The sequence below is a fragment of the Paraflavitalea devenefica genome (assembly GCF_011759375.1).
GTDB classification, from domain to species: Bacteria; Bacteroidota; Bacteroidia; order Chitinophagales; family Chitinophagaceae; genus Paraflavitalea; species Paraflavitalea devenefica.
This window is the reverse complement of the sequence record NZ_JAARML010000005.1, coordinates 416,336-438,822: the sequence shown is the minus strand read 5'-3', so window position 1 is coordinate 438,822 and position 22,487 is coordinate 416,336. Positions and strand designations below refer to the sequence as shown.

Sequence of the window (22,487 nt, the reverse complement as noted above, 5' to 3'; positions counted from 1 at the left end):
AAAACGTTTTAATCAAAAATCAAACTTTACCCTGGCGCGGATGCCCCAGTTCGGCACATCCGGGTTTTCCAGGTACGTAAGGCGCTTCACCAGGTCTACCCGCAGCACCTTGAAAATATTGCCGATACCCACATTGGCCTCTATATAAGGTTTATTGCCCAGGGAAAAAGTAGTTGTTTTGCCTGTTTCGTCGGTAGGGAACAAAAACGTCCCCTTATTATAGGCAGGATCATTTTCCCTGCGTACGCCGCCATACAGCATTTTAAAGCCGGCCACCTCACGCAGCTTCAGCTTTTTAATGAGCGGCAGTTTATTAAAGATGAACCCATTGAAATAATAATCCGTACTTACCGATAGATAATGGTCGCTGACAAACTCCATGAAGTTCATCATATTGAAAGAATTGAGCTGGTAAGCATAAGTTTGGTTGGCCCGGTGGATCGTGAGCAAAGGGTAAGGAAGTTGTCCGAAAGTATAACCGCCCTCTGTCACTACGTCGGCATAACCGAACTGCGACAAATAAAACCGCTTGAAAATATTAAGGGTCAGGTTCTGGTAATCATAATCACCGTTCACCAGCCCTTTGATGCCGGCAATAAAGCGAAGGCGGAAAATAGGGTACTTATTATAAATGGGAATGCGGTAAGCCTTTCCCTGGTAAAACTGCTCGTTCGGCGCCCAGCGCAACTCTGCCGAAAGCTCGGTAGTGGTTATGTCAGGCACGGTGGTTATATCACTGCCGTTCAGCTTTTGATACACAATACTGCCGGCAGCCTGTTGTCTCCAGTTCTTGAAACCGAAGGTATAGCTGATATTCTTACCAAATTCCCGTACGTACTCGGCCGTGAAAATATCATTGTACAGCCATTTGTTATTGTCACCCCGTTTGAAAGACAGCAGGAAATTATCTTCCTGTACAAACTGGAGTTCCTGTCCCGGTATCTTCGTGTCATGCTGGAAACTCAGCCGTACAAAATTCAAGGGAAAGGAATAGATGGATTTACCATTAAAGGAATAGGCGCCTGATAAGAAATACTTCATCCGCTCATCCTTAAAACCGTACGCTGCATACGTTTCAAAATAAAGCCGCTTGCTGAATTTCGGCGTGCTGCGCCCACCGAAGCGTAACCTGAAACCTTCTACCGGGTTAAAACTATAAAATGCATTCACCGGCCCGATGTCGAACGGACCGGCAGATTTATACCCTGCGAGGAAAAAAGTGGCCCAGTCCATCAGCCGCCGGTACGACTTCATGTTTTTCAGGCTGTCCATATTGGTGTAGGCCTTCTCTTCTGTCGAAGAAAGCGCCGTATGCCGGTTGGCTACCCAGAAACTATCCGTAGTAGCAGCGGGCCTGTCAACGATCACTTCCGCTTTGCCTTCATACACCGAATCAGGGGCCTGCTGGTTGATGACGTAATTTTTATAAGAAACGGTTCGCTCTCCCACCAGGCCGCCGGAAGCTTTTTTAGACAAGGCAAACTCTGTAAGTATATTGCTCATGATCACATGATACCGGCCATCAGTTCCACGCTCGAAGTCCTGCTTAATGCGCAGTTCTCTTGTCCAGTTGAGATTGGCATGCCTTGTCAGCTCCATTTGTATCTTCTGCACGGCGTAGTTGCTATCGAGGGTGACGTACATCATTCCCCTGAACAAAAGGTCGTTGGGATTGCGGGGGGCGAAATTCAAACGCACCAGTTTGATCCCATCCAATTCTATTGTATCACGCAGGTAAAACCGGTAAAAGGTAGGCGCCAGGTCCGAAATGGGACTTAATAATTGGTTGGAGAGTAAAGTGAGGTTAGGCTCATAAATGTCGATAGGCATGTACATGCTGTTCAGGTACCGTGTAATGCCCTCATTGTCTACAAACTCACCGAGGTTTACTTTCTTTTTGGCCAGCACATAGGTCTTTTCTTTACGGGGATCTTTCCGGTAGAACTTATCGGAAAGCGTTTCTTCGAGGTAAACGGGCACAAGGCCCTTCCCTTCGATCTTCGAAGTATCCTGGTTCTCTACTAAAAACCTGTAGTTTTTTAAAAGCCTGTTGTTCATCAGCTTTTCCGGTTTGTTCGTAAGAGAAAGTTCCATTTTCTCGTACTGCTGGTATTGTAAGAAATCAGCAGCGCTCATCCGGTTGCGGTCCCTGTTGTCCACCACTTTCCTGATCAGGTCTACCGCCGGGTTATTCTTATTACTGTATTTGGTCCTTCTTCTTTTACCTACCACCACCGCCGCCATTTCCTCCAGCTCCATGTTCACATCAAGGTCCTGCGTGATGCCGGCCACGATCGTTTTCTGAAATACTTTATACCCGGCAAAGGAAAACTCCAGCGTTACATTTTTCGGATTGGCGGTGGAAATCGTATAACGGCCATCCTCGTCGCTCACCACGCCCTTGCTGCCTTTGAAATAAACACTCACAAAAGCAAGTGGTGAGCGGGTTTGAGCGTCTCTGATAGTCCCCCTCACGACCGTTTGCCCTTGTGCATAAACAAAAGAGCCTACAACAAAAAAGAATAAGGTCAATCCCTTCTTAATATCAATCAAACTAATCATCGTCTACCAATTATTGCTAAACACGAAATGCTTTTGCAAGGGATAATTGTACAGGAAAGCAACCAGCAGGGAAGTAATTACCTTCGATGCTGCATAATGGAAGCCGGCGCCATAAGCCAGCAGGTATACCCCGCCTGTATTCAACAACAAATTGCCGGTCCATACCAGCGCATACTTCCAAAGTTGCCTTACTGCCCTTTCATCGCCTGCCTTGAAAACCCAATGCCTGCCTATTAAAAAATTAACAATACCGCCCGTCATAGTACCTGCTACTGCTGCCATCACTACGTCCGTTCCGCACCATTGCACCAGCAATACCGTCATCAAAAAATCACTCAGTGAAGCCACCAGCGAGGCCATATTGGCTTTCAGAAAAGTGATCATGGTCAAAAAAGTTTAGCCATCACCATTGCCCGCAGGATCAACTGGGCGTAAATACCTGCCAGTACATCATCCGCCATCACACCCATGCCACGCGGCAACAGTTCTGCGCGGGCGATACCCAGTGGCTTTACAATATCAAAAAAGCGGAACAGCACACAGCCGGTAATAATGTACACAATGTCATTTGGCAGAAAGGCCAGCGTTATCATCATGCCCGCCACCTCGTCTATAACGATCTTGTTGCTGTCATGTTCCCACACTGTTTCCATTTTGGTGGCGCTCCATGTACCTGCTGCCAGCAGCACTACCAGCAATAAAGCCTGGTAAGCGTATCCCATCGGGAAAAAGTACCAGGCAATACAAAAAACAACTGCGGCAGCAGTGCCTCCTCCTTTTTTGAGAAAGCCAATACCGCCTGCAGTTGCAATAATGCTGGCTATGCCCGTCATATAGCCGGTGCTGTTTCTTTAGTAAGGTCCAATGCAGGTAACTCCTGTGTTTCCTGCTGCTTTATAGTGCGCAATACCTGTTTCAGGGTATTCAGTTGTTTGAAAATATCATTCTCCGCAGGCAGGCCCTGTTGCGTCTGGGGTGATTTAAGATAAAAAGACAACCAATCCTGCACGCCATACATGCCTGCGCGTTGGGCCAGGTCGGCGAAAAGCGCCAGGTCCAATACAATGGGGGCAGCCAGGATAGAATCACGGCAGAGGAAATTGATCTTGATCTGCATGGGATAATTGAGCCAGCCGAAAATGTCGATATTATCCCAGCTTTCTTTATTATCTCCATGAGGAGGATAATAATTGATGCGGATCTTATGGTACAGCTCACCATACAGATCAGGATGCAGGTCGGGACGCAGGATATCTTCCAGTACACCCAGTTTGGACACTTCCTTCGTTTTAAAGTTCTGTTCATCATCCAGCACCAGGCCGTCCCGGTTGCCCAGGATATTGGTAGAGAACCAGCCATTCACGCCCAGGGAGCGTGCGGCCAGACCAGGAGCCACAATGGTTTTCATCAGTGTTTGCCCGGTTTTAAAATCCTTGCCGCCAATAGGCGTTTTCGTTTTGCGGGCCAGTTGTACGATCGCAGGAATATCAGTGGTCAGGTTCGGCGCGCCATTGATAAAAGGAACGCCCTGGCTTACGGCGGCATAAGCATACACCATGCTGGGGGCAATATTCACATCATTGTTCTTCAGTCCTGCTTCAAAAGAAGCGATCGTTTCATGCACGGCTGATTGCTCCAGGTACTTTTCTGTAGAGCCGGTCCATACGATCACCACACGGCTTACCTTGTTAGCTTTCCTGAATGCTTCAATATCTTTGATCAGTTCCTGGGCAGCATCCCACTTGGTAGCGGATTGCTTGATGAAGGTGCCATCCAGGTTCTTTACATAATTCCGGTCAAAAACAGCCTTCATCGGCTTGATCACTTCCAGTTCGGGCCTGATAGCGTCCAGCAAATGCTGGTCAAGTACCCGCGCATGACTGGCAGCCTGGTATACATTGTCCTCATAAATATCCCATCCGCCAAACACCACATCTTCCAGTGCAGCCAGCGGTACATAATCCCTGATAAGCGGATAACGGTCCCCCTCTCCTTCTTCCAGCTCGATATGGCCGGTTTGGGTAAGCGATCCGATCGGTTTGGACAAGCCCTTCCTGGTAGCAATAACTCCCGCAATCACAGTTGAGGCCACTGCGCCCAAACCTGGAAGCAGGATGCCTAATTTTCCTTCTGCCGGCAATATTTGTTTCTTCATAATCCTTGATTTTTCTTATAATAAATTATAACCACTTATTTTGATGGTACCATTGCAACGTTTCCCGGAGGCCTTGCTCCAAAGCGTACTGCGGACAAAAGCCCAGTTGCGTTTTGGCTTTTTCAATACTGCACTGCCAGTTTACCGCCGTCAGTTCATGCAGTTTCTCCCTGTTCAGCACGGGTGTTTTACCGCGCCATCCATACAGTCTTTCCATAGCAAAAGCAAGTCCTTTGATCATTCCGTAAGGCAGGTGCAATCGTATAGTTTTCCGGTGCAGAATCTGTTTGGAAAGATTGGCCAGTTCATACTGGTCGTAACTCCTGCCATCGGAAATATTGAACGTTTCATTCGAAAGCCCGGAGAACAGGGAGTTGATGATCACCGAAGCCAGGTCTTTTACATATATAAAGCTCAATTGTTGTTCAGTCCGTCCGATATAGGCCTCTATGCCGCGATGGATGGAACGTAGCATGATAAAAATATCCCGCTCTCGCGGACCATACACCGCCGTAGGCCGCAGCACTACCAGTGGAAGTGATGGCAGTGCCTGTAATTTTTGCTCACCCAGCAACTTACTCCTGCCATAAGCAGTTACAGGAGCTGGTGTTGCGGCTTCTGTGATCACCGTGTCATGGCTGTTCGAAGGACCGAGGGCCGCCAGGCTGCTCACAAAAACGAATTTGGCAAGCTGGTCACCAATGCCTGCCAAAGCAGCATTGGCCAGGTTCACCCCATACGCTGCATTGATCGTATCATACACCTGCTGTGAGCCTGCCCGGGTAGCGCCGGCCGCGTGCACGATATAAGTGCACCCGGTGGCGGCCAATTGTTTCGTCAGCAATTCCGTGTTGGTGTAATCCAGTTCACAGAACCCGATATCATACCCTTTCAGGTGGCTTACATCACTGCCTGCCCGTATGCCGGCATACACCGAAAGTCCGCTGCGCAGGGCAGCTTCGACCAGGTGAAAGCCGATGAACCCGCTGGCGCCCGTTATCAGTACCTTCTCTTTCATAAGGGTTTTTCATATATGCGGTAGCGTTTGTATACCTTGCCGTTAATCCGTTCAATGCCTTTATTCATCAGTTCATTGTGCTCCAATATCCAGGATGCTTCACCCCCGCTCATTTTTCGTTCATTGGCCCTTCTGATAAGGGCTGCATAAAAGCACGCTTCAATGCCCAGTTTCCTGTAATCTTTCATCACACCAAGCGCCAGTACACGGATGCGGTTCACCTTTTTCATGCCCAACAGCAGCTTGAATATACCGGTAGGCAGCAACCTGCCGCGCCGTACTTTGATCAGAACCTGGTTGATATCGGGAATAGCCAGCGCAAAGCCCACCTGCCTGCCATTGTGTTCTGCAATCAGGCACAACTGTTCGTCCAGCACCATCTTCAGGTCCTTGGCCAGATAGTTGAACTCACTAGCGGTCATAGGCACAAATCCAAGGTTCTTATCCCAGGCGGCATTATATATTTCCAACACCTTTCGTGCTTCATTCGCCAGGTCTTTCTTGTTCACAGCACGGATAGTGATCTGCTTCTGCCTGAGCCTTGTCAGCAAACGTTCTTCCAGCAATACAGGGCGGTCGCCAACTTCGGCTATGGGAATATCATAAGCCAGCAGGTCTACCTTCTTTTGCAGGGTCGCCAATTCCATCAAAGCCGTATAATAAGGCTTATTATAGGTCATCATGGCAAGTGGCGGCTTATCAAAGCCATCGATCAGCAGGCCGCAGGGTTCGTTGGTCGATGGGTTCACCGGGCCAATGATGGTGGTGGCGCCCTGTGCCTGCAGCCACTGTTCTGCTGAATCAAACAGCGCTAAGGCTATCTGCGGGTCATTGACGCATTCAAAAAAGCCAAAGAACCCATCGGTAGTATTGTTAAAGTGATTGTGGTTGTTATTCAGGATGGCGGCAATCCTTCCACAGATAACATTGTCCTTATAGTACAGGAAAAGCTGCACTTTAGAATGCTCATGAAAAGGATGCTTGCCGGGCGTCAGCAGATCGCGTTGCGCAATGAAAAGTTCGGGCACGTAATTCGCATCCCCATTGTACAGGTCATGGGGAAAGTCAATAAAGGCCTTCAGTTGCTTTGAAGCGTGTACTGTTACAATACCGGTCATGCGCTTTCTTTTTTCAGTTCCAGTTCAATACCCAACACCAGGGCCGCTTCTTTCATTTTCTCTACCGCCTCTTCAATCTGGCTGAAAGAATGGGTGGCCATCAGCGAAAGCCTGATCAGGGATGATTCTGAGGGAACGGCAGGCGATACCACCGGGTTCACAAAAATGCCTTTGTCCTGCAAGGCTTTGGTGAACAGGAACGTTTTATGGTTATCACCGATGCGTACGGGGATAATGGGGCTTTGCGTGTCGCCGGTATTGAAACCATATTCTTTGAGCAACAGCAGCATGTGGTTGGTATTGTCCCACAGTTTGTTGATGCGTTCAGGTTCTTCTTCAATAATATCCAGGGCGGCTATCACACTGGCGGTAGAAGCAGGTGTCATGCTGGCGCTGAAGATAAGCGCCCTGGCCTTGTGCTTCAGGTAATCGATCACCTCCCTGTCGCCTGCCACAAAGCCTCCCAGCGAAGCCAGCGACTTACTGAAGGTGCCCATGATGAGGTCGGTTTCCTGCGTAAGATTGAAATGAGAGGCAGTACCTGCACCATTCACGCCAATAACGCCCAGCGCATGGGCGTCGTCTACCATCACGGCAGCGCCATATCTTTCTGCAAGGGTTGTAATAGCAGGCAGCGGAGCTATATCTCCTTCCATACTGAAAATGCCATCGGTAACAATCAATTTGAAAGCATCCACAGGCAGGTTCTTCAGCCGCTGTTCGAGATCGCTCATATCGTTATGACGGTACTTGATCACCCTCGAAAACGAAAGCCTGCTGCCATCAATAATAGAAGCATGGTCGTATTCATCCAGTAACAGTACATCTGCACGGCCTGCCAGGGCAGATAATACGCCCAGGTTGGCCTGGAAGCCGGTACTGAAAAGGATAGCGTCTTCCTTGCCGGTATAAGCGGCCAGCCGGCTCTCTAACTCCACATGTAAGTCCAGCGTACCATTTAAAAAACGGGAACCTGCACAACCACTGCCATATTTTTTAATAGCAGCACTGGCAGCTTCTGCTATCCTCGGGTGGTTTGTCAGGCCGAGATAAGAATTAGAGCCAAACATCAGTACACGCTTTCCGTTGAGCACTACTTCTGTCTCCTGTCCCGATTCAATCACCCGGAAATAAGGATACACATCTTGCTCCCTGATCAAATCCGCGTCTCTGAATAAAGAGACTTTTTCCTTTAGTATTTTTCGCATGAATCAACTTTCCAACTTATAATATTCCGGTCAACATTTGCAAAGTTGAAGAGCCGCCGACAGAGCCACAATGTCAAAAAGTCCCCGGATTATGTCTAAAATTCTCATCCTTTCCATCTTCCTCTCCTGTCTGAAAAATAGGGATCACAAGCGTGAACAATCGCGCCACAAGGCTTGTTTTGCAATTAATAACGCTCACCTATAGACATGCTGAAACGCCTGCCTGCAGGGCAATTGCACCGGTTGTTTGAACAATAAGAAAAGTGAAGTATTAAGCGCTCCTGCGATAGTCGGATGGGGTAACGCCTGTATAACGTTTGAAAAACTTGCTGAAGAAAAACTGGTCGCTGAAATCAAGGCGGTCTGCTACCTGGGCAATGGTCAATGAAGGGTCGCGCAGTAAATTCTTGGCCTCCACAATCACGAGGTCATCAATAAACTTCCCGGCGGTTTTGCCCGACACCTTCTTCACCGTTTGCGTGAGGTACTTCGGGGTTACATAAAGTCTGTTGGCATAGAACTGCAAACTGCGTTCTGTTTTCACATGTTCCGGCAGCAGCGTAAGGAACCGCCATAAGAGCTCCTCTTTCCGGTCATGTGCTACTTTCTTCTGGTTCGTGTACCTATAATAAAGGCCGGCCAGTTCAAACTGGAATACATTAAAGAAATGGCGCACCACCTCGGCGGCAAAAGGATTGTCTTCCTCGGAAAAATTCTTTTCCTGCAACATGCGTATCACTGTCATAAGCCGGGATGCATCTTCTGCAGACAAATGCAGATGGGTGCAGGGGCTACAGGAGAGGTACTCAAAGGAATCAATATGCCTTTGGGATATACCGGCTTCAAAAAGAAAATCGGGCCTGAAAGCTACGCAGGCGAGGTCACAGCTATGCTCTGTATCAGACGGCTGCCGCACGGTATGCGGCGGTACGATCAGGAGGTCATTCTCCCGCAGCACATATTCTTTTGAATTCAATTGGATACTCAGGGGATTATGCGATACATCCTGCGTAACCAAAACAACCCAATAGGAATCAGACCGGAAAGGATGCTGAAAAGAATGCTCGTGGCTTTTAGGCTTGCGGAGTAAAATCTGAAGATCGTCCGGGTACCAGGAGTGACCCGCAATATCTTTCAGGTCCTTAATTGTATGCAGGCCGATAGGATTACCTTTCATACAAAAAGGTTAAGGTGGGAACAAACCAAATAGACAGTCCCCGTATATATAATAATATACGATAGGGCAATTTCGATATCATAGCAGTGTAGATTCCCTGGCTTCCCGGCATATTTTTAATATGAAAGAAAAGCCAGATCAAAGTTGACAAAAAGAAAGAAACACAGAAGATTGACAGATTGTTCAGCAGGTTGGTAAAAAAATCTATTTTTTTTGGCTGGTCCTATCCCCATTCCCCGTACTGGGGCGCCCAAAGAACAAAACATATCCATCAGTATCCTGGACTTCAAATCCCCGCAGACCATCATCCCCGCCGTCGTTGAGTGGTAGAAAAAAATCCACATTGCGCAACGAGAATTCTGCCGCCAGTGCATCAGGGTCCGGCACATGGAGGTAAGCGTCCCAGCGGGCAATGCCTTGTTTGATATCCCGCGTATAGTTCGGTACGGGATCAACACCAACGTCCTTCAGTATGATCATCGCCCCACCCCGTTCGACAATACCGAAGAAGATATCGTCTTCACTGGGTCCCTGGAACGTGATGTCAAACCCGAGACGGTCGCGGTAAAACCTTAATGCGGCGGGAACATTCTTTACGATAAAGAATGGCGCAATGCCGGAAATCATTGTTTTAGTCATAATATAAAGTCTTGCAAAAGTTAATACACCAAAGACAAAATTATTTTTTTTGTACTTATATTTTGCCCTGTTAGTAGCTAACCCCCTTTTCTATCCTAAACCTTTTTACAATGCGTTTTTTTACTATAAGTGTCCTTTTTGTTCTCCTGGTGTTTAATTGTTTTGGTCAATCCTCGTCATTGAACCGTCCGTACGGCAAAGACGCTATACAGGCCGCAGAACTGGTTATTAAGACATACCACGCCGGCGAAGCGCCGTCTGGTAAAGTAGTAAAAGTGGTTTACTTCCATGGCAATGATCTGCAGCCCCTGCCCCACTGGGAGGAACGCTTAAACAGAACATTGAAAGCGGTGAGCAAGTTCTACCAGGAACAATTTAACAAATACGGTATCCAATCCAATGGCGTTCCTTTCGAAAAGTCAGGCGACAAATACCTTATTACCCTGGTAGAAGGCGACCTGCCATCAAAAAGCTACACTACAGAATCCGGAATGAACATCCGGAATGAGATCAGTGAAAAAGCCGCCGGAAAGATCGATTTTTCCAAAGACCATGTACTTATCATTACCGGCTTGTGCTACAAAAGGCAGGATAGTGCCTATGTTCTTCATTCTCCTTATTGGGGTACCGGATGGTCGCAGCAGGGATTATGTTTTGCGGTAGATTGTGAGTTGCTGGATCCTGACCGGCTTACCGACACCCTCCACCGGATGATCAATTCTGATGTGGCGGGAGCCCCCAAAGACTTCAGCGTAGCTGAATTCAATAGCTGGTTCATTGGCGGCATCGCGCATGAAATGGGCCATATGTTCGGATTGCCGCACGACTTTGGCCATCCTTCGGAATTGGCTGCTGACGACATATCCCTGATGGGGCAGTTCGGAAGCCGGCATTTCAGGGACTACCTTTGGTGTGGTAAGCAAAGCGCCACCATCTCTGCTGCCGGTATTTTGCAGTTGATCAGCCATCCGGTCTTTACACAGTCTGCCAAAGCACTGAATGATATGCAGGAGCTTACACATACTCCTTTGCACTACGAAAACAATGATAAAGGCGTATTGATCAAAAGTCCTCTCACCACTCAACACCGTCCTTATGCCTGCTACACGCTGCTGCGTACAGCCGATATCATCGAATACTTCAACAAAAGCACTATTCACCCCATAGGGGCTGGCAATGAGCTGAGCATGCAGTTCGGAAAACTGCCCGGTGGTCTATACGAGATAACCATCTATTTATTATTTCCGAATGGATCCACCCGCTCCACCACCACTTATTTCACGGTGGGCAGTGATGGTGTGGCATACTCTCCCCAGAAGCTGGCATTTACAGATGTAGATATCACTGCTTTTTACGATCGCCTCCAGAAAGAAGAAAAAACGACCGAAACTGAATTAAAGCTGAGGATACTGAAGACCATTGTTCATCCCGCTCCGCCGGCAGATCCACTGACTGCCACCAGCAACCGTTTATTTTTGTCTGATGCCAAATGGGAAAACGCACAGGTAGGCTGGCGGGAACCTGCCCGGAATTATTATACCAAAGAACATGAACGTACTTTCTTCCTGGAGAGCCAGGGTAAACTATATGAAAAAGGATTGTTTGCTCATGCGCCCTCGGTGTATGCTTTTAACCTGGGCAAAAAATGGCATACCTTCTCTGCGCTGGCTGCCTGCCGGGATGATCTGGTTAAAGAGCAGGGACCTGTGCGGTTTACCATTTGGGGCGACGGCAAACTGCTGTACACCTCCCCTGTTTTAACAACCGGCCAGCAAACGCCGGTTAAAATAGACATCAGGGAGGTGAATAGCCTTGAACTGAAAGTTGAAAACACCGCATCGCACAATGGCAACTGCTGGTCTGTATGGCTCAATCCGGTGATCGAACGGTAAAATCGTTTAATAATTAGCCAAGATTGGGTGTCGCCCCTTGCTTATTTATACCTTAGTTGCAGCCTATACATCTTAAAAATCAATCATTACGCGCATGACAAGGTATTGCCTGCTATTCTTATCATTTTTTGCGGTCCAATGGCTGAGTGCCCAGCCATCCCAACAGCCAGATCCTGCCAAAGACGTACGGATGAAATGGTGGCGTGAGGCCCGCTTTGGTATGTTTATTCACTGGGGTGTCTATGCACAATGGGCAGGTGTGTACCATGATCATCACCAGGCACGGGGAGGTGCGGAATGGATCATGAACCGCTGCAAAATCCCGGTGGTCGAATACCAGGAGAAAGCCAAAAGCTTTAACCCTGTTCAATACGATCCGGATGCCTGGGTGAAACTGGCAAAAGAAGCCGGGATGAAATACATCGTCATCACGGCCAAACACCACGACGGCTTTGCGCTGTTTGATTCAAAAGCCAGCAAATGGGATATTACAGATGCAACCGCTTATGGCAAAGATCTCTTGCAACCTTTGGCGGCTGCTTGCAAAAAGTATGGTATTAAACTAGGGTTTTATTATTCCCAGGCCCAGGACTGGAACAATCCCGGCGGATCAGTGGCAAGAAAGGAAATGAAGGAAGGATGGCCTAATCCTGATTCAGCGCTCATTGATGCCTATACAAAAGAACACAGTGGTCATTGGGACCCTGCCCAGGAAACCAGGTCCTTTGCACAGTACATTGATGAGGTGGCTGTACCGCAGGTAAGGGAACTGATGACCAATTACGGCGATGTAGCCGTTCTATGGTGGGACACACCCACCAACATGACCGACGAAGCTGCGCTTAAATTGCAGGCTTTGCTGAAGCAGCAACCAAATATCATTACCAATGATCGCTTAAAACGTCCCAACTTTCCCGGCGACACGAAAACACCGGAACAAAAGATCCCCAGCCTTAGCGAACTGGATGGCAAAGATTGGGAAACCTGTATGACCATGAATGGAAGCTGGGGCTTTAAAAGCTGGGATGATAAATGGAAAACTACTGAAACACTCATCCAAAACCTGGTAGACATTGCCTCAAAAGGAGGAAACTATTTATTGAATATTGGCCCTAAGGATGATGGTACTTTCCCGTCCGAAAGTATTGACCGCCTCCGGCAGATCGGCGACTGGATGAAAATAAACAGCGAGGCGATCTATGCTACCAAGGCAAGCCCTCTAGCACCGCTGCCATGGGGACGGGTTACAAGAAAGGAAACTGCAACTAACACTACCCTTTATTTCACTGTATTTGACTGGCCAAAAGATGGCAAGCTGGTAATACCAGGTTTGAAAAATAAAGTGGTAGCTGCCAAACTCCTGGCAGGTGGCAAGGTTAAAGCGAAAGCCGTGAATGGAAACCTTGTTATGGAAGTTCCTGCTGCGGCTCCTGATCCTATTGCATCTGTGATCAAAGTGGAGCTTAAAGGCAAAGTGGCCAATGTAAATAGTAGTGCCAAATCAACCATGAAAACAGGCGAACTGGATTAACAGGGGTCACACATTGTAGAACACATTAATTAGCATTTACGCATATCTGTATAAAAACACAGCCTCCGTTATCGGAGGCTGTGTTTTTTTATTCGCTAAAGTTACAATCAGGCTATATCAAACCTGTCCAGGTTCATCACCTTATTCCAGGCTGCTACAAAGTCTTTCACAAATTTGTCTTTACCATCTGCACTTCCATACACTTCTGCAATAGCCCTCAGTTCTGAGTTGGAGCCAAATACAAGATCTGCACGGGTACCTGTCCATTTAGGTTGACCGGTAGTGCGGTCGCTACCTATGTAAAGTTCCCTGTCTTCAGCAACAGCTTTCCAGGCAGTGTTCATGTCGAGCAGGTTGATAAAGAAATCGTTGGTAAGCTGGCCCGGCCGTGATGTGAAAACACCGTGTTTGGAATCATCAAAGTTGGTGTTCAATACACGCATGCCGCCCACCAATACGGTTAATTCAGGTGCTGTAAGCGTAAGCAAATGCGCCTTGTCTATCAGCAACGCTTCGGTAGATACCGGGAGATTTGTTTTGCGGTAGTTGCGGAAACCATCAGCCAGGGGCTCCAGGTAGCCGACTGATTCCACATCGGTTTGTTCCTGGGTAGCATCCATACGGCCAGGTGTAAACGGAACGGTGACCGCCTGTCCCGCTTCTTTCGCTGCTTTTTCAACACCTGCACAACCAGCCAATACGATCAGGTCTGCCAGTGACACTTTTTTACCGCCCGACTGGGCACCATTAAATGCTGATTGAATGCCTTCGAGTTTCTTCAATACTTTTTGCAATTGCGCCGGATTATTTACGGGCCAGTCTTTTTGAGGGGCCAGGCGAATGCGTGCGCCATTGGCGCCACCGCGTTTGTCGGAACCACGGAAAGTGGATGCTGAAGCCCATGCTGTGGATACCAGTTCTGCTACGCTCAATCCGGATGCCAATACTTTTGCCTTCAGGGCCTCTATGTCTTTTTCATCTATCAATGCATGATCAACCGCAGGAATAGGGTCTTGCCAAAGCAGTTCTTCTGCCGGTACATCAGGACCCAGGTAGCGGGCACGTGGCCCCATATCACGGTGTGTTAATTTAAACCAGGCCCGGGCAAATGCATCTGCCAATGCTTCGGGGTTATCCAGAAAGCGCCTGGATATTTTTTCATATACCGGATCAAAGCGTAAGGAGAGGTCGGTAGTAAGCATGGTGGGCAGGTGCTTTTTTGAACCATCATACGCATCAGGGATGATACTATCTGCATTTTTAGCTACCCACTGGTGGGCGCCGCCCGGACTTTTAGAAAGTTCCCATTCAAAGCCAAACAGGTTTTCGAAGAAGTTATTGCTCCATTGCGTGGGCGTTTTTGTCCATATTACTTCCAATCCACTGGTAATAGTGTCAGCGCCTTTACCGGAACCATAACTATTACTCCAGCCCAGGCCTTGCAGCTCCATGTCGGAAGCTTCGGGCTCTTTGCCTACATGGGTAGCAGGAGCAGCGCCATGGGTTTTGCCAAAGCTATGCCCGCCTGCTATCAGGGCAACGGTTTCTTCATCGTTCATCGCCATGCGGCCAAACGTATCACGGATGTCTTTAGCGGCCGCAATGGGGTCAGGATTACCGTCAGGACCTTCAGGATTCACGTAGATCAACCCCATCTGTACAGCCCCAAGTGGTTTTTCCAGGTTGCGGCCGTGGGTATGACCGTTGGCACTTTCGTCTGACACTAATACGCCATGTGCCTCTTGCACGCCGTGGGCGCCATGTGCATAACGGATATCGCCACCCAGCCATTTGGTTTCAGCGCCCCAATACACATCTTCATCCGGTTCCCATACATCCGGACGACCACCGGCAAAGCCAAATGTTTTAAAGCCCATGGATTCCAGCGCTACATTACCGGTAAGGATCATCAGGTCGGCCCAGGATATCTTGTTGCCATATTTTTGTTTAATCGGCCAAAGCAGTCTGCGGGCTTTATCCAGGCTCACATTATCGGGCCAGCTATTCAATGGGGCAAAACGTTGCTGTCCGGCGCCTCCGCCACCACGGCCATCAAACACACGGTAAGTGCCTGCACTATGCCAGGCCATGCGAATGAACAGGGGGCCATAATGACCGAAGTCGGCCGGCCACCAGTCCTGTGAGTCGGTCATCAGTGCATGAAGGTCTTTTTTCACCGCCTCCAGGTCGAGGCTTTTAAAAGCTTCGGCATAGTTAAAATCCTCACCCATCGGGTTCGATTTCTCCGCGTGCTGACGCAGGATACTTATCTTTAACTGGTTGGGCCACCAGTCGCGATTCCTGGTGCCGCCACCGCCAACATTGTGCTTCATACTGCCATTATGAAACGGGCATTTACTGATGTCGTTAGATGCTTTTTCCATTTTTAATAAGTTTATGATATTGAAGAACAATTACCTGCACCTGGTATCTATACAGGACGGTAAAATTATGATATTGGGATAATAAACAAGATCGATTAATTCTATACTTCAATAGTTAAAACCTATTAGCCAGATGGGTGGAACGTAGCAGGGGATGCTTATTTTTCGTATATTAGAATACATGATCTATTTTATGACCCTTTCATTCCTTTTTAAAAACGGCTCTTCGATCAAACCCACTCCTGTATTGGGTTTGCCAAGCGGTCAACATATAAAGCCGCGTCCTGCCTGCATTTGACCCTCTTCGCCTTACTATTGCCTTACCATTCCCTTACTACTGGCTTACTATTGGCTTACGGCTGCCGTACTTCGTCCCCGGGAGGACCTGCCTTCGGCCGGGAAGCGTGTATGGGACAAGGTTTTTACTTCCGGCGAGCTACTGAATAGCCCGGGTTTGACATTTCACCCCAAGATTGACCGGATACGGGTATCATTTAACTCATTATTCTCTGTAAATTAGGAGAAAACACTTTTATGGCTAAAGTAATATCTCCCTTTCAAATCAGGGGTTCGATCGGCGACCTGACCTTTTTCGTGAACGAATTCGGGCAGCAGGTGAAGGCGAAAAGCGGCCCTACCGAATGGCATATAAAGAACAAAGGCAGTTTTAAGAATGCACACCGTACTGCGGCGGAATGGAAGCGGGCGACGGCCGCGGCGCAACGGTTGCGGGTGGCGATGGGAAGCCTGCTGGACGGGGTGAAAAATATGCGGCTAAGCGGCCGGATGATTGCGCAGATGCTAAAAGTGATCCAGGCGGACCCGGTGCATGACTGGGGTGAGCGGGAGATTGAAGCAGGCGACCCATCGGTGCTGACGGGCTTCGAGTTTAACCACAACCTGTCTCTGGACGATGCACTGCCGCTGAATGTGGAGAATTGTTATACGGTGGATGCCGGTAAGGTGAGCCTGCAGATCCCGGCTTTCCGGCTACGGAAGAAAAAAGTGTTGCCGCCGAAAGCCACGCATTACCGGCTGGTATCGTGTATGCTGACGGTAGACTTCGATAATCGCCGTTCCCGCCAGGATAAACAGGAAAGTCCGCTCCTGGCCATGGGCCGGCAAAGCGGCGCGCCATTCTGCCCTGAACATGTCCTGGCGAGCGACGCACCTGGCTGCTTCTGGCTGCTGGGCATCAAGTTCTATACGATGGAGAACGATAAGCCTGTACTGCTGAAGGGTGGCGCCCTGCGGGTGATGCAGTGGATGGGACCGGCATGTGTGGAAGAAGTTGGTGTAGCGGAAGAAGGCGCACAGAAGGAAGTGTCGGTGAAGGAAGAACCAGTTATGCAGGAAGAGCCGGTTGTGGCTCCTTTGACAACGACTACCCCTACTTCCACTCCTGTGGTGCAGTTTAATTATGTTAGTAACGGACAGCAGAGCGGTAATGTGGTTTACCAGGTTGGACAGCAAGAGTGGTATGGGACGAGCTCGAGGGTGCAGTAGTTGGGTGGGGGTGTTATAGAGATATTATTAATGTTGCTTTTATGCATATTGTCAATTGGAGTTATGTATTTTGTAAATTACATCTATGTAAATTGGCAATTCATGCTTAGCCGAAAACCTGAAAAAATAAAACCTACTACCAGAGCGGGTTTCAAAAATCAGTCGGGTTGACTGGACAATTGCCGAACCAGTTCATCAAAGATTTAAGGGCAACACCCTACTAACTCAAAGTTTCAACTTGATGACATTTGTTTTTCACCCCAACTTCGCATTTGGCTAATAAACGGAATTAATTCTTTTCCTGTTTCGGTAAGTGAATATTCAACTTTGGGAGGAACCTCAAAATAAACTTTTCTTGTAATCAGTTCATCAGCTTCCAGTTCTTTTAGTGTTTGGGTAAGCATTTTTGGTGTAATACCCACTACTACCCTGTTTAATTCTCCGTATCTCAATAAGCCATCCCTCAATACCCATAAAATTCGTCCTTTATATTTCCCCCCTATTCGCTGAAAAGCATAATCAACAGCACAATGTGCCTTTTTAATTTTTTTTCTCATTTTCTTATAAACTTAAAATATTGATAATCATCATTACTATAGTTTTAGTATGTAGCCTACTTTATTGTATGTACTAGTAGCAAAGGTATTAAATACTTTTATTTGCTAAAACTTTCAATATAATAAATCAGAAAAACTAATGAATGTATCCATAAAAAGAGTTTTGTATTTTCCACTCACTAAAATTATTATAGGAATCAGTATCCCCTTTTCACTATTTGTAGGAATTCAAAATTTTGTATCAAAACCATTTTTTTATAGCATTAGTGAGGATAGAAGCATTACAGACCCGATTATTCATTGTATTTCCTTCATAGTTTTATTGGTAAGCTATTACTATTTATTTCGCTTATATGATAAACGAAAAATTACAGAATTATCCATAAAATTTTTAACCAAAGAAATGCTTGGTGGTTTTGCGTTTGGGTTTTTGACAATTTCTTTATCCATTTTCATTTTATACTTATTAGGATACTACCAGATTATTAGCATAACAACAGCTCACTATTCAATTAAGTTATTCACATTATTAATGGTTGCCGCATTAATTGAAGATTTATTTCATAGAGGATTAATAATACGGGAGTGTGAAAATTGGTTAGGTACTAATCTAACCATTGTCATTGGAATGTTAGTAGAAACTCAACACATTTTTAATCCCAATGCAAATTTATTTAGTTTATTTTATTATTTGGTTTGGGGGTTCACTATGGCGATGTTATTTGTATATACTAAAAGAATATGGCTTCCTTTTTTCTTTCATTTAGGGTGGAATTTTGCTCAACCATTTTATGGCTCTAATCTTACAGGTCTAAGCGATATGGGAAGTATAATTCAATCAAAATTTAATGGACCTGAGTTATTTACAGGAGGGGCTGTTGGGATTGAAAACTCAGTTTTTACAGTAACCTTTTTATTACTTATTGGAATTGTTCTCTATTATCTTGCAAAAAAAGAAGGGAAAATTATAAAAAGAAAACAGATTAAAATATGAATTTGAAAGATGCTTTTTTAGTAGTTGAAAATTATTTTTCTCCCCGAATTATTGGAGGAGTAAACGACCAATATATAAAAGTTGTAAAAATTAAAGGGTTGGAAATTCCCTGGCATAATCACGAAGATGAATTATTCTACGTAGTTGAGGGGACACTATCAATAGAGGAACAATTTTATTGAAATCCCAAAATATTTCAATGTAATGCGGCTTGATAATTCTTTATTTGGAGCTATTTTTTCAATAAATAATTCATAGGTCTAACAAAATGCCTGCCACCAACATGGGGTTCTCTGCCTTCAGTAAATTAAAAGAAATAGTTGATGTAAACCTAAGGGCTATGCTGGCTGAAGAATATATACTCATCGACATATCGCAGTGCGCGTCTCCTAAAAGATATGCCTGACTGCTGGATTCGAATCCACACAAATTACTCCTTCACAATACATTGACGATTTAGAAGTGAAAAGAAGTGAAATTTATTCGAACAAAAAAGGCTTCAAGTTCAATGACTTAAAGCCTTTTTAATTTCAGTCGGGTTGACTGGATTCGAACAAACCTTTCAGACCTATGGGAAATGCAACAACTAAGGAGAATACTTCGGAAACCGCAAAAGCATAACACCCTTAGAGAGAGCATCCCAAATGTTCTGTATATCTACCGCCTGTATTTTCATATACCTTTCTGTAATTGCCTGTAAATGTAAGTATTTGAATGCTTGTTTAGTCATCAGGAGCAGCCGGGCTACCCAAATTTTGCCAATTATTCAAAAAGTCTTTCTATCTAATAATCACTCAATTAAGAGCCTATAATTATACCTGGGGACAATTCCTGAGAAGCCTGAAGTTATTGCGTGAAACTGGTAAGGGCCAGCCATGGCCAAATCAACACCGGACAGAACACAATATCCATACTATATGTTTGTTAAATAAAATTACCATTCCGCATATTCATGTATGTATATTTCGTATATTTTACAAGGTTATAACACTCCGAGCACTCCAACCCTTTCTGTATCCTTCCATACATAATCCTCCCCGTTTAAACCACTTCACAATCATAAAACCTGCTGCCATGCCTACACGTTCACCTCCTCATTATCATTTACCGGTTCGCCGCAATCCCGCCCTGGCAAAACATCACACAATTCAAACAATTTAACCTTTTTTCTATGCTTAAAAATAAACGCATCTTATATGCAATGCCGCTGCTAATGCTGATTTCTTCAGCATTCATTAAAAGTGATGCTACCAAAACATCCACCACTATTCCGGAAACGTCAAAAGGATACCTGAACACCGAAGCTTACCGGATACCTTTTTCCAACACCAAAGGAACAGCTTTAAACGTGCCCTATCGCAGGTCAACAGATGTGCTTTATCCAGGACAGAGCTTATACCAGGGCGAGTATATCATGTCTCCCGACGGACGTTTTTATGTAATTCTGCAGTTCGATGGCAACCTGGTACTTTATTATGACGACATACAAACTTACCTGTGGCATTCCAATACCTACGGAAATCCGCAGATTACCCGGCTGGAGATGCAATCCGACGGCAACCTGGTTCTATATGACGACAATAACACTCCATATTGGCACACACATACCCATATATACCCCAATGGTTACGCTGTAATGACAAATTGCGGCGAGTTTAAGATTGTTCAGGCCGGTCAGACCCGATGGAGTTCAGGAACTTGCTGGTATTAAAATATTTACTCCCTGCTTTTATTTCGTATATTAAAATAATACCCCCCTGTTGTCGCAGGGGGGATTATTTTCAACACCCTCCACATGGGTATAATTTTTAACGAGGATGAATTGCAAAATCAAACATTCCCAGCGATTTCTCGCTTTCAGTTGGCAGCGTATGGCCACCGTAGGTCGTTCCAAAGCGGGTCATCACCATTACTTCCTGCGCTCAGGCCCACCAAGCAGCAAGGCGTCAGACTCCTGGAGCATGGGAAGCCAAAGCTCTTTACACCTTTCTTTCGTCGGGGCGGATGAACAAATGCGAACCCGTATCTGGATGATTTGGTAGAAATTCAGCGACTTAAATATGTAATAACCTTTTAAGACTGAAAAAGAATCCCTTACTGTCAGTAAGTGAAAACAACCATTGTCATTATTTCTTCTCCACCACCCACACGGGATAATTAGCATTATTTGAGTCTACTTTTTTTAATACTTGAAAATCGTTTGATGAGAGTAATTGCTTACGAATACCTCCATCGGTATAATGCCCTTCTAATACAAACACATCACCTGGCTGTGCGTGGACGACAGTATTTAAGTCGTAGCTCTTTACTTGCAACAGATCATGGATCTGATTGCCGTATTCATAACGGGCTACCGGATGATTGGCGTATAACTGGCGGGGATGGATATTTGACTGGAAAAGCCACGATACGACAGTCACCAGGTTTTTATCTTCTCCAGTTAATGGAAAAGGTTTAATGCATCTTATGGCATATAACGAAATAATAAACGCCAATGATCCGGCCACAAGCGCCCGTCCTTCGGCTTTAAAGATCAGGATTATGGCCATGATAAACGTGGTAACCAACGCCGCTATATTATACGTTTTAAAGTTAAGTGTAGCATATCCATGATACACCAGGGGTGCTACTTTATCCATGCAACACCATAACAACAGGAGGAGTAAAAAGGGGATACTGCAAAGCACCAGCTTATACCATTTATTTTCATCCGCTACCAGGAAGTTAATACCGATCAATGCAATGACCGATACCATGGGCAAAATTACCAGCATAAAGCGACCTACGCCACCAGACCGGCCGAATCCAAACGACTGCGCCGTAAACGCACAATGCATCAGGAAGTAAACTGTAAAAACAATAAACACAGCGTGGTACTTCTTCAACGCCGTCCATTTTTCCTTACCCCAATACAAAATAGCCAGGTAACCGGTTATAAACAGAAAAACGACGATCATCCCCGATATCTCCGGCAACATGAACCAGAAATAAAAAAAGCCGTTTCGTGGATAGGTATCTTTCAACCCGCCCTGCACCATCAGGTGCCATACGTACAATGGATCACCATTTAAACAAAAGCCTAATATGTTTAAAATAACCGGGGCGATACCCAGGCACAGGAACGGGATCCATTTTTTCTGAATCACAAAATAGCCGCCCATCAACAGCGCAAAAACAACCAGCTCGGCCCGAATGGTAAATAAGTAAGAGGCCACTATCGCCACCCATACCCATCGTTTTTTCAGGTATAGATACACCAGCAGGGTGATAAAGAACATGGCGGGTACTTCGGCATAACAACGGAACGACAGGTTGATCACAAAAGGTTGCAATCCGGTAAGCAGGATCGCCAGCCAGGCATATTTTAATTCATATACACGGGCGATGCGGTACGAGTTCCACGCGGCTCCCACTGTAAATAAAATGTTGGTCGTTATTACGGCATAATACCCAAATAAAGTGGGAATAGCATACAGCACCTTATACCCTCCCCTGCTCCAGGGATCGGTAAGATATAACAAAGGCGAATGCCAGAATCTCTGTATCTGTATCAGGTGGGTCACCTCGTCATGCTGATAATAGCCCTGGCTGATAAGGCTAACAACGAGGTAATACACAAACAGTAAACCACACAATAAAGGCAGGATCCAGCGGGTGAGTATTGGGGTGTCAATTCCTGTCTTCGAAAGGATCCGGTCTACGTTGATAAAACTCATGGGGTATTAATTTGCTGCGGATTTGCAAAT

General features: G+C 46.2%; 18 protein-coding genes. 6 read left to right on the top strand and 12 right to left on the bottom strand.

What is annotated here, in order from left to right; translation table 11 throughout:
- Positions 1 to 12 precede the first annotated feature (12 nt).
- The 9 genes from HB364_RS26480 to HB364_RS26440 form a co-directional block, all read right to left on the bottom strand.
- Positions 13 to 2,562 (bottom strand): DUF5686 and carboxypeptidase-like regulatory domain-containing protein, encoded by a 2,550-nt coding sequence (locus HB364_RS26480; RefSeq protein ID WP_167291436.1) that lies wholly within the window; start codon positions 2,560 to 2,562, stop codon positions 13 to 15.
- A gap of 3 nt (positions 2,563 to 2,565) precedes the next feature.
- The gene (locus HB364_RS26475; protein WP_167291435.1) at positions 2,566 to 2,946 is read right to left on the bottom strand and encodes a GtrA family protein; all 381 of its coding nucleotides are present in this window, start codon (positions 2,944 to 2,946) and stop codon (positions 2,566 to 2,568) included.
- Positions 2,947 to 2,948: 2 nt separating this feature from the next.
- Entirely contained in the window at positions 2,949 to 3,395 is a 447-nt protein-coding gene (locus tag HB364_RS26470) for a phosphatidylglycerophosphatase A family protein (protein WP_167291434.1), read from the bottom strand.
- Positions 3,392 to 4,717, bottom strand: a complete 1,326-nt coding sequence (locus HB364_RS26465; RefSeq protein ID WP_167291433.1) for an inositol-3-phosphate synthase — start codon at positions 4,715 to 4,717, stop codon at positions 3,392 to 3,394. Before HB364_RS26465 ends, HB364_RS26470 begins: the two co-directional genes overlap by 4 nt.
- A 25-nt stretch (positions 4,718 to 4,742) precedes the next feature.
- On the bottom strand, positions 4,743 to 5,735 hold the full coding sequence (locus HB364_RS26460) for an NAD-dependent epimerase/dehydratase family protein (RefSeq protein WP_167291432.1): 993 nt from the start codon (positions 5,733 to 5,735) through the stop codon (positions 4,743 to 4,745).
- A complete protein-coding gene (locus HB364_RS26455) occupies positions 5,732 to 6,853 on the bottom strand; it encodes a GNAT family N-acetyltransferase (RefSeq protein WP_167291431.1) in 1,122 nt (373 codons plus the stop codon). The genes HB364_RS26460 and HB364_RS26455 overlap by 4 nt, the downstream gene beginning before the upstream one ends.
- Complete coding sequence (spt, locus tag HB364_RS26450) at positions 6,850 to 8,061, bottom strand: serine palmitoyltransferase (RefSeq protein WP_167291430.1); 1,212 nt, start codon at positions 8,059 to 8,061, stop codon at positions 6,850 to 6,852. The genes HB364_RS26455 and spt overlap by 4 nt, the downstream gene beginning before the upstream one ends.
- A 271-nt stretch (positions 8,062 to 8,332) precedes the next feature.
- The gene (locus HB364_RS26445; RefSeq protein WP_167291429.1) at positions 8,333 to 9,238 is read right to left on the bottom strand and encodes a helix-turn-helix domain-containing protein; all 906 of its coding nucleotides are present in this window, start codon (positions 9,236 to 9,238) and stop codon (positions 8,333 to 8,335) included.
- A gap of 204 nt (positions 9,239 to 9,442) precedes the next feature.
- Positions 9,443 to 9,877, bottom strand: a complete 435-nt coding sequence (locus HB364_RS26440) for a VOC family protein (protein WP_167291428.1) — start codon at positions 9,875 to 9,877, stop codon at positions 9,443 to 9,445.
- 179 nt (positions 9,878 to 10,056) lie between these two features.
- Here HB364_RS26440 and HB364_RS26435 point away from each other — a divergent pair, with 179 nt between their 5' ends.
- Complete coding sequence (locus HB364_RS26435; protein ID WP_167291427.1) at positions 10,057 to 11,769, top strand: NPCBM/NEW2 domain-containing protein; 1,713 nt, start codon at positions 10,057 to 10,059, stop codon at positions 11,767 to 11,769.
- A 94-nt stretch (positions 11,770 to 11,863) separates the two neighbouring features.
- Positions 11,864 to 13,300: an alpha-L-fucosidase gene (locus tag HB364_RS26430; RefSeq protein WP_167291426.1), complete on the top strand. Its 1,437-nt coding sequence runs from the start codon at positions 11,864 to 11,866 to the stop codon at positions 13,298 to 13,300.
- A gap of 107 nt (positions 13,301 to 13,407) precedes the next feature.
- On the opposite strand, the gene katG is transcribed toward HB364_RS26430, so the two are convergent.
- The gene (katG, locus tag HB364_RS26425) at positions 13,408 to 15,684 is read right to left on the bottom strand and encodes a catalase/peroxidase HPI (RefSeq protein WP_167291425.1); all 2,277 of its coding nucleotides are present in this window, start codon (positions 15,682 to 15,684) and stop codon (positions 13,408 to 13,410) included.
- A 534-nt stretch (positions 15,685 to 16,218) separates the two neighbouring features.
- Here katG and HB364_RS26420 point away from each other — a divergent pair.
- Entirely contained in the window at positions 16,219 to 17,190 is a 972-nt protein-coding gene (locus HB364_RS26420; RefSeq protein ID WP_167291424.1) for a hypothetical protein, read from the top strand.
- A gap of 233 nt (positions 17,191 to 17,423) precedes the next feature.
- Here HB364_RS26420 and HB364_RS26415 read toward each other — a convergent pair whose 3' ends face one another.
- Complete coding sequence (locus tag HB364_RS26415) at positions 17,424 to 17,747, bottom strand: winged helix-turn-helix transcriptional regulator (protein ID WP_167291423.1); 324 nt, start codon at positions 17,745 to 17,747, stop codon at positions 17,424 to 17,426.
- 139 nt (positions 17,748 to 17,886) lie between these two features.
- Between HB364_RS26415 and HB364_RS26410 the strand changes: the two genes are divergently transcribed.
- The 3 genes from HB364_RS26410 (at position 17,887) to HB364_RS26400 (ending at position 20,452) form a co-directional block, all read left to right on the top strand.
- A complete protein-coding gene (locus HB364_RS26410) occupies positions 17,887 to 18,741 on the top strand; it encodes a CPBP family intramembrane glutamic endopeptidase (protein WP_167291422.1) in 855 nt (284 codons plus the stop codon).
- Positions 18,738 to 18,923, top strand: coding sequence for a cupin domain-containing protein (locus HB364_RS26405; protein ID WP_208420106.1), 186 nt, complete (start codon positions 18,738 to 18,740; stop codon positions 18,921 to 18,923). The genes HB364_RS26410 and HB364_RS26405 overlap by 4 nt, the downstream gene beginning before the upstream one ends.
- Positions 18,924 to 19,912: 989 nt before the next feature.
- Complete coding sequence (locus tag HB364_RS26400; protein WP_167291421.1) at positions 19,913 to 20,452, top strand: hypothetical protein; 540 nt, start codon at positions 19,913 to 19,915, stop codon at positions 20,450 to 20,452.
- A 415-nt stretch (positions 20,453 to 20,867) separates the two neighbouring features.
- Here HB364_RS26400 and HB364_RS26395 read toward each other — a convergent pair whose 3' ends face one another.
- Entirely contained in the window at positions 20,868 to 22,457 is a 1,590-nt protein-coding gene (locus tag HB364_RS26395) for an LTA synthase family protein (protein ID WP_167291420.1), read from the bottom strand.
- Positions 22,458 to 22,487: the final 30 nt, after the last annotated feature.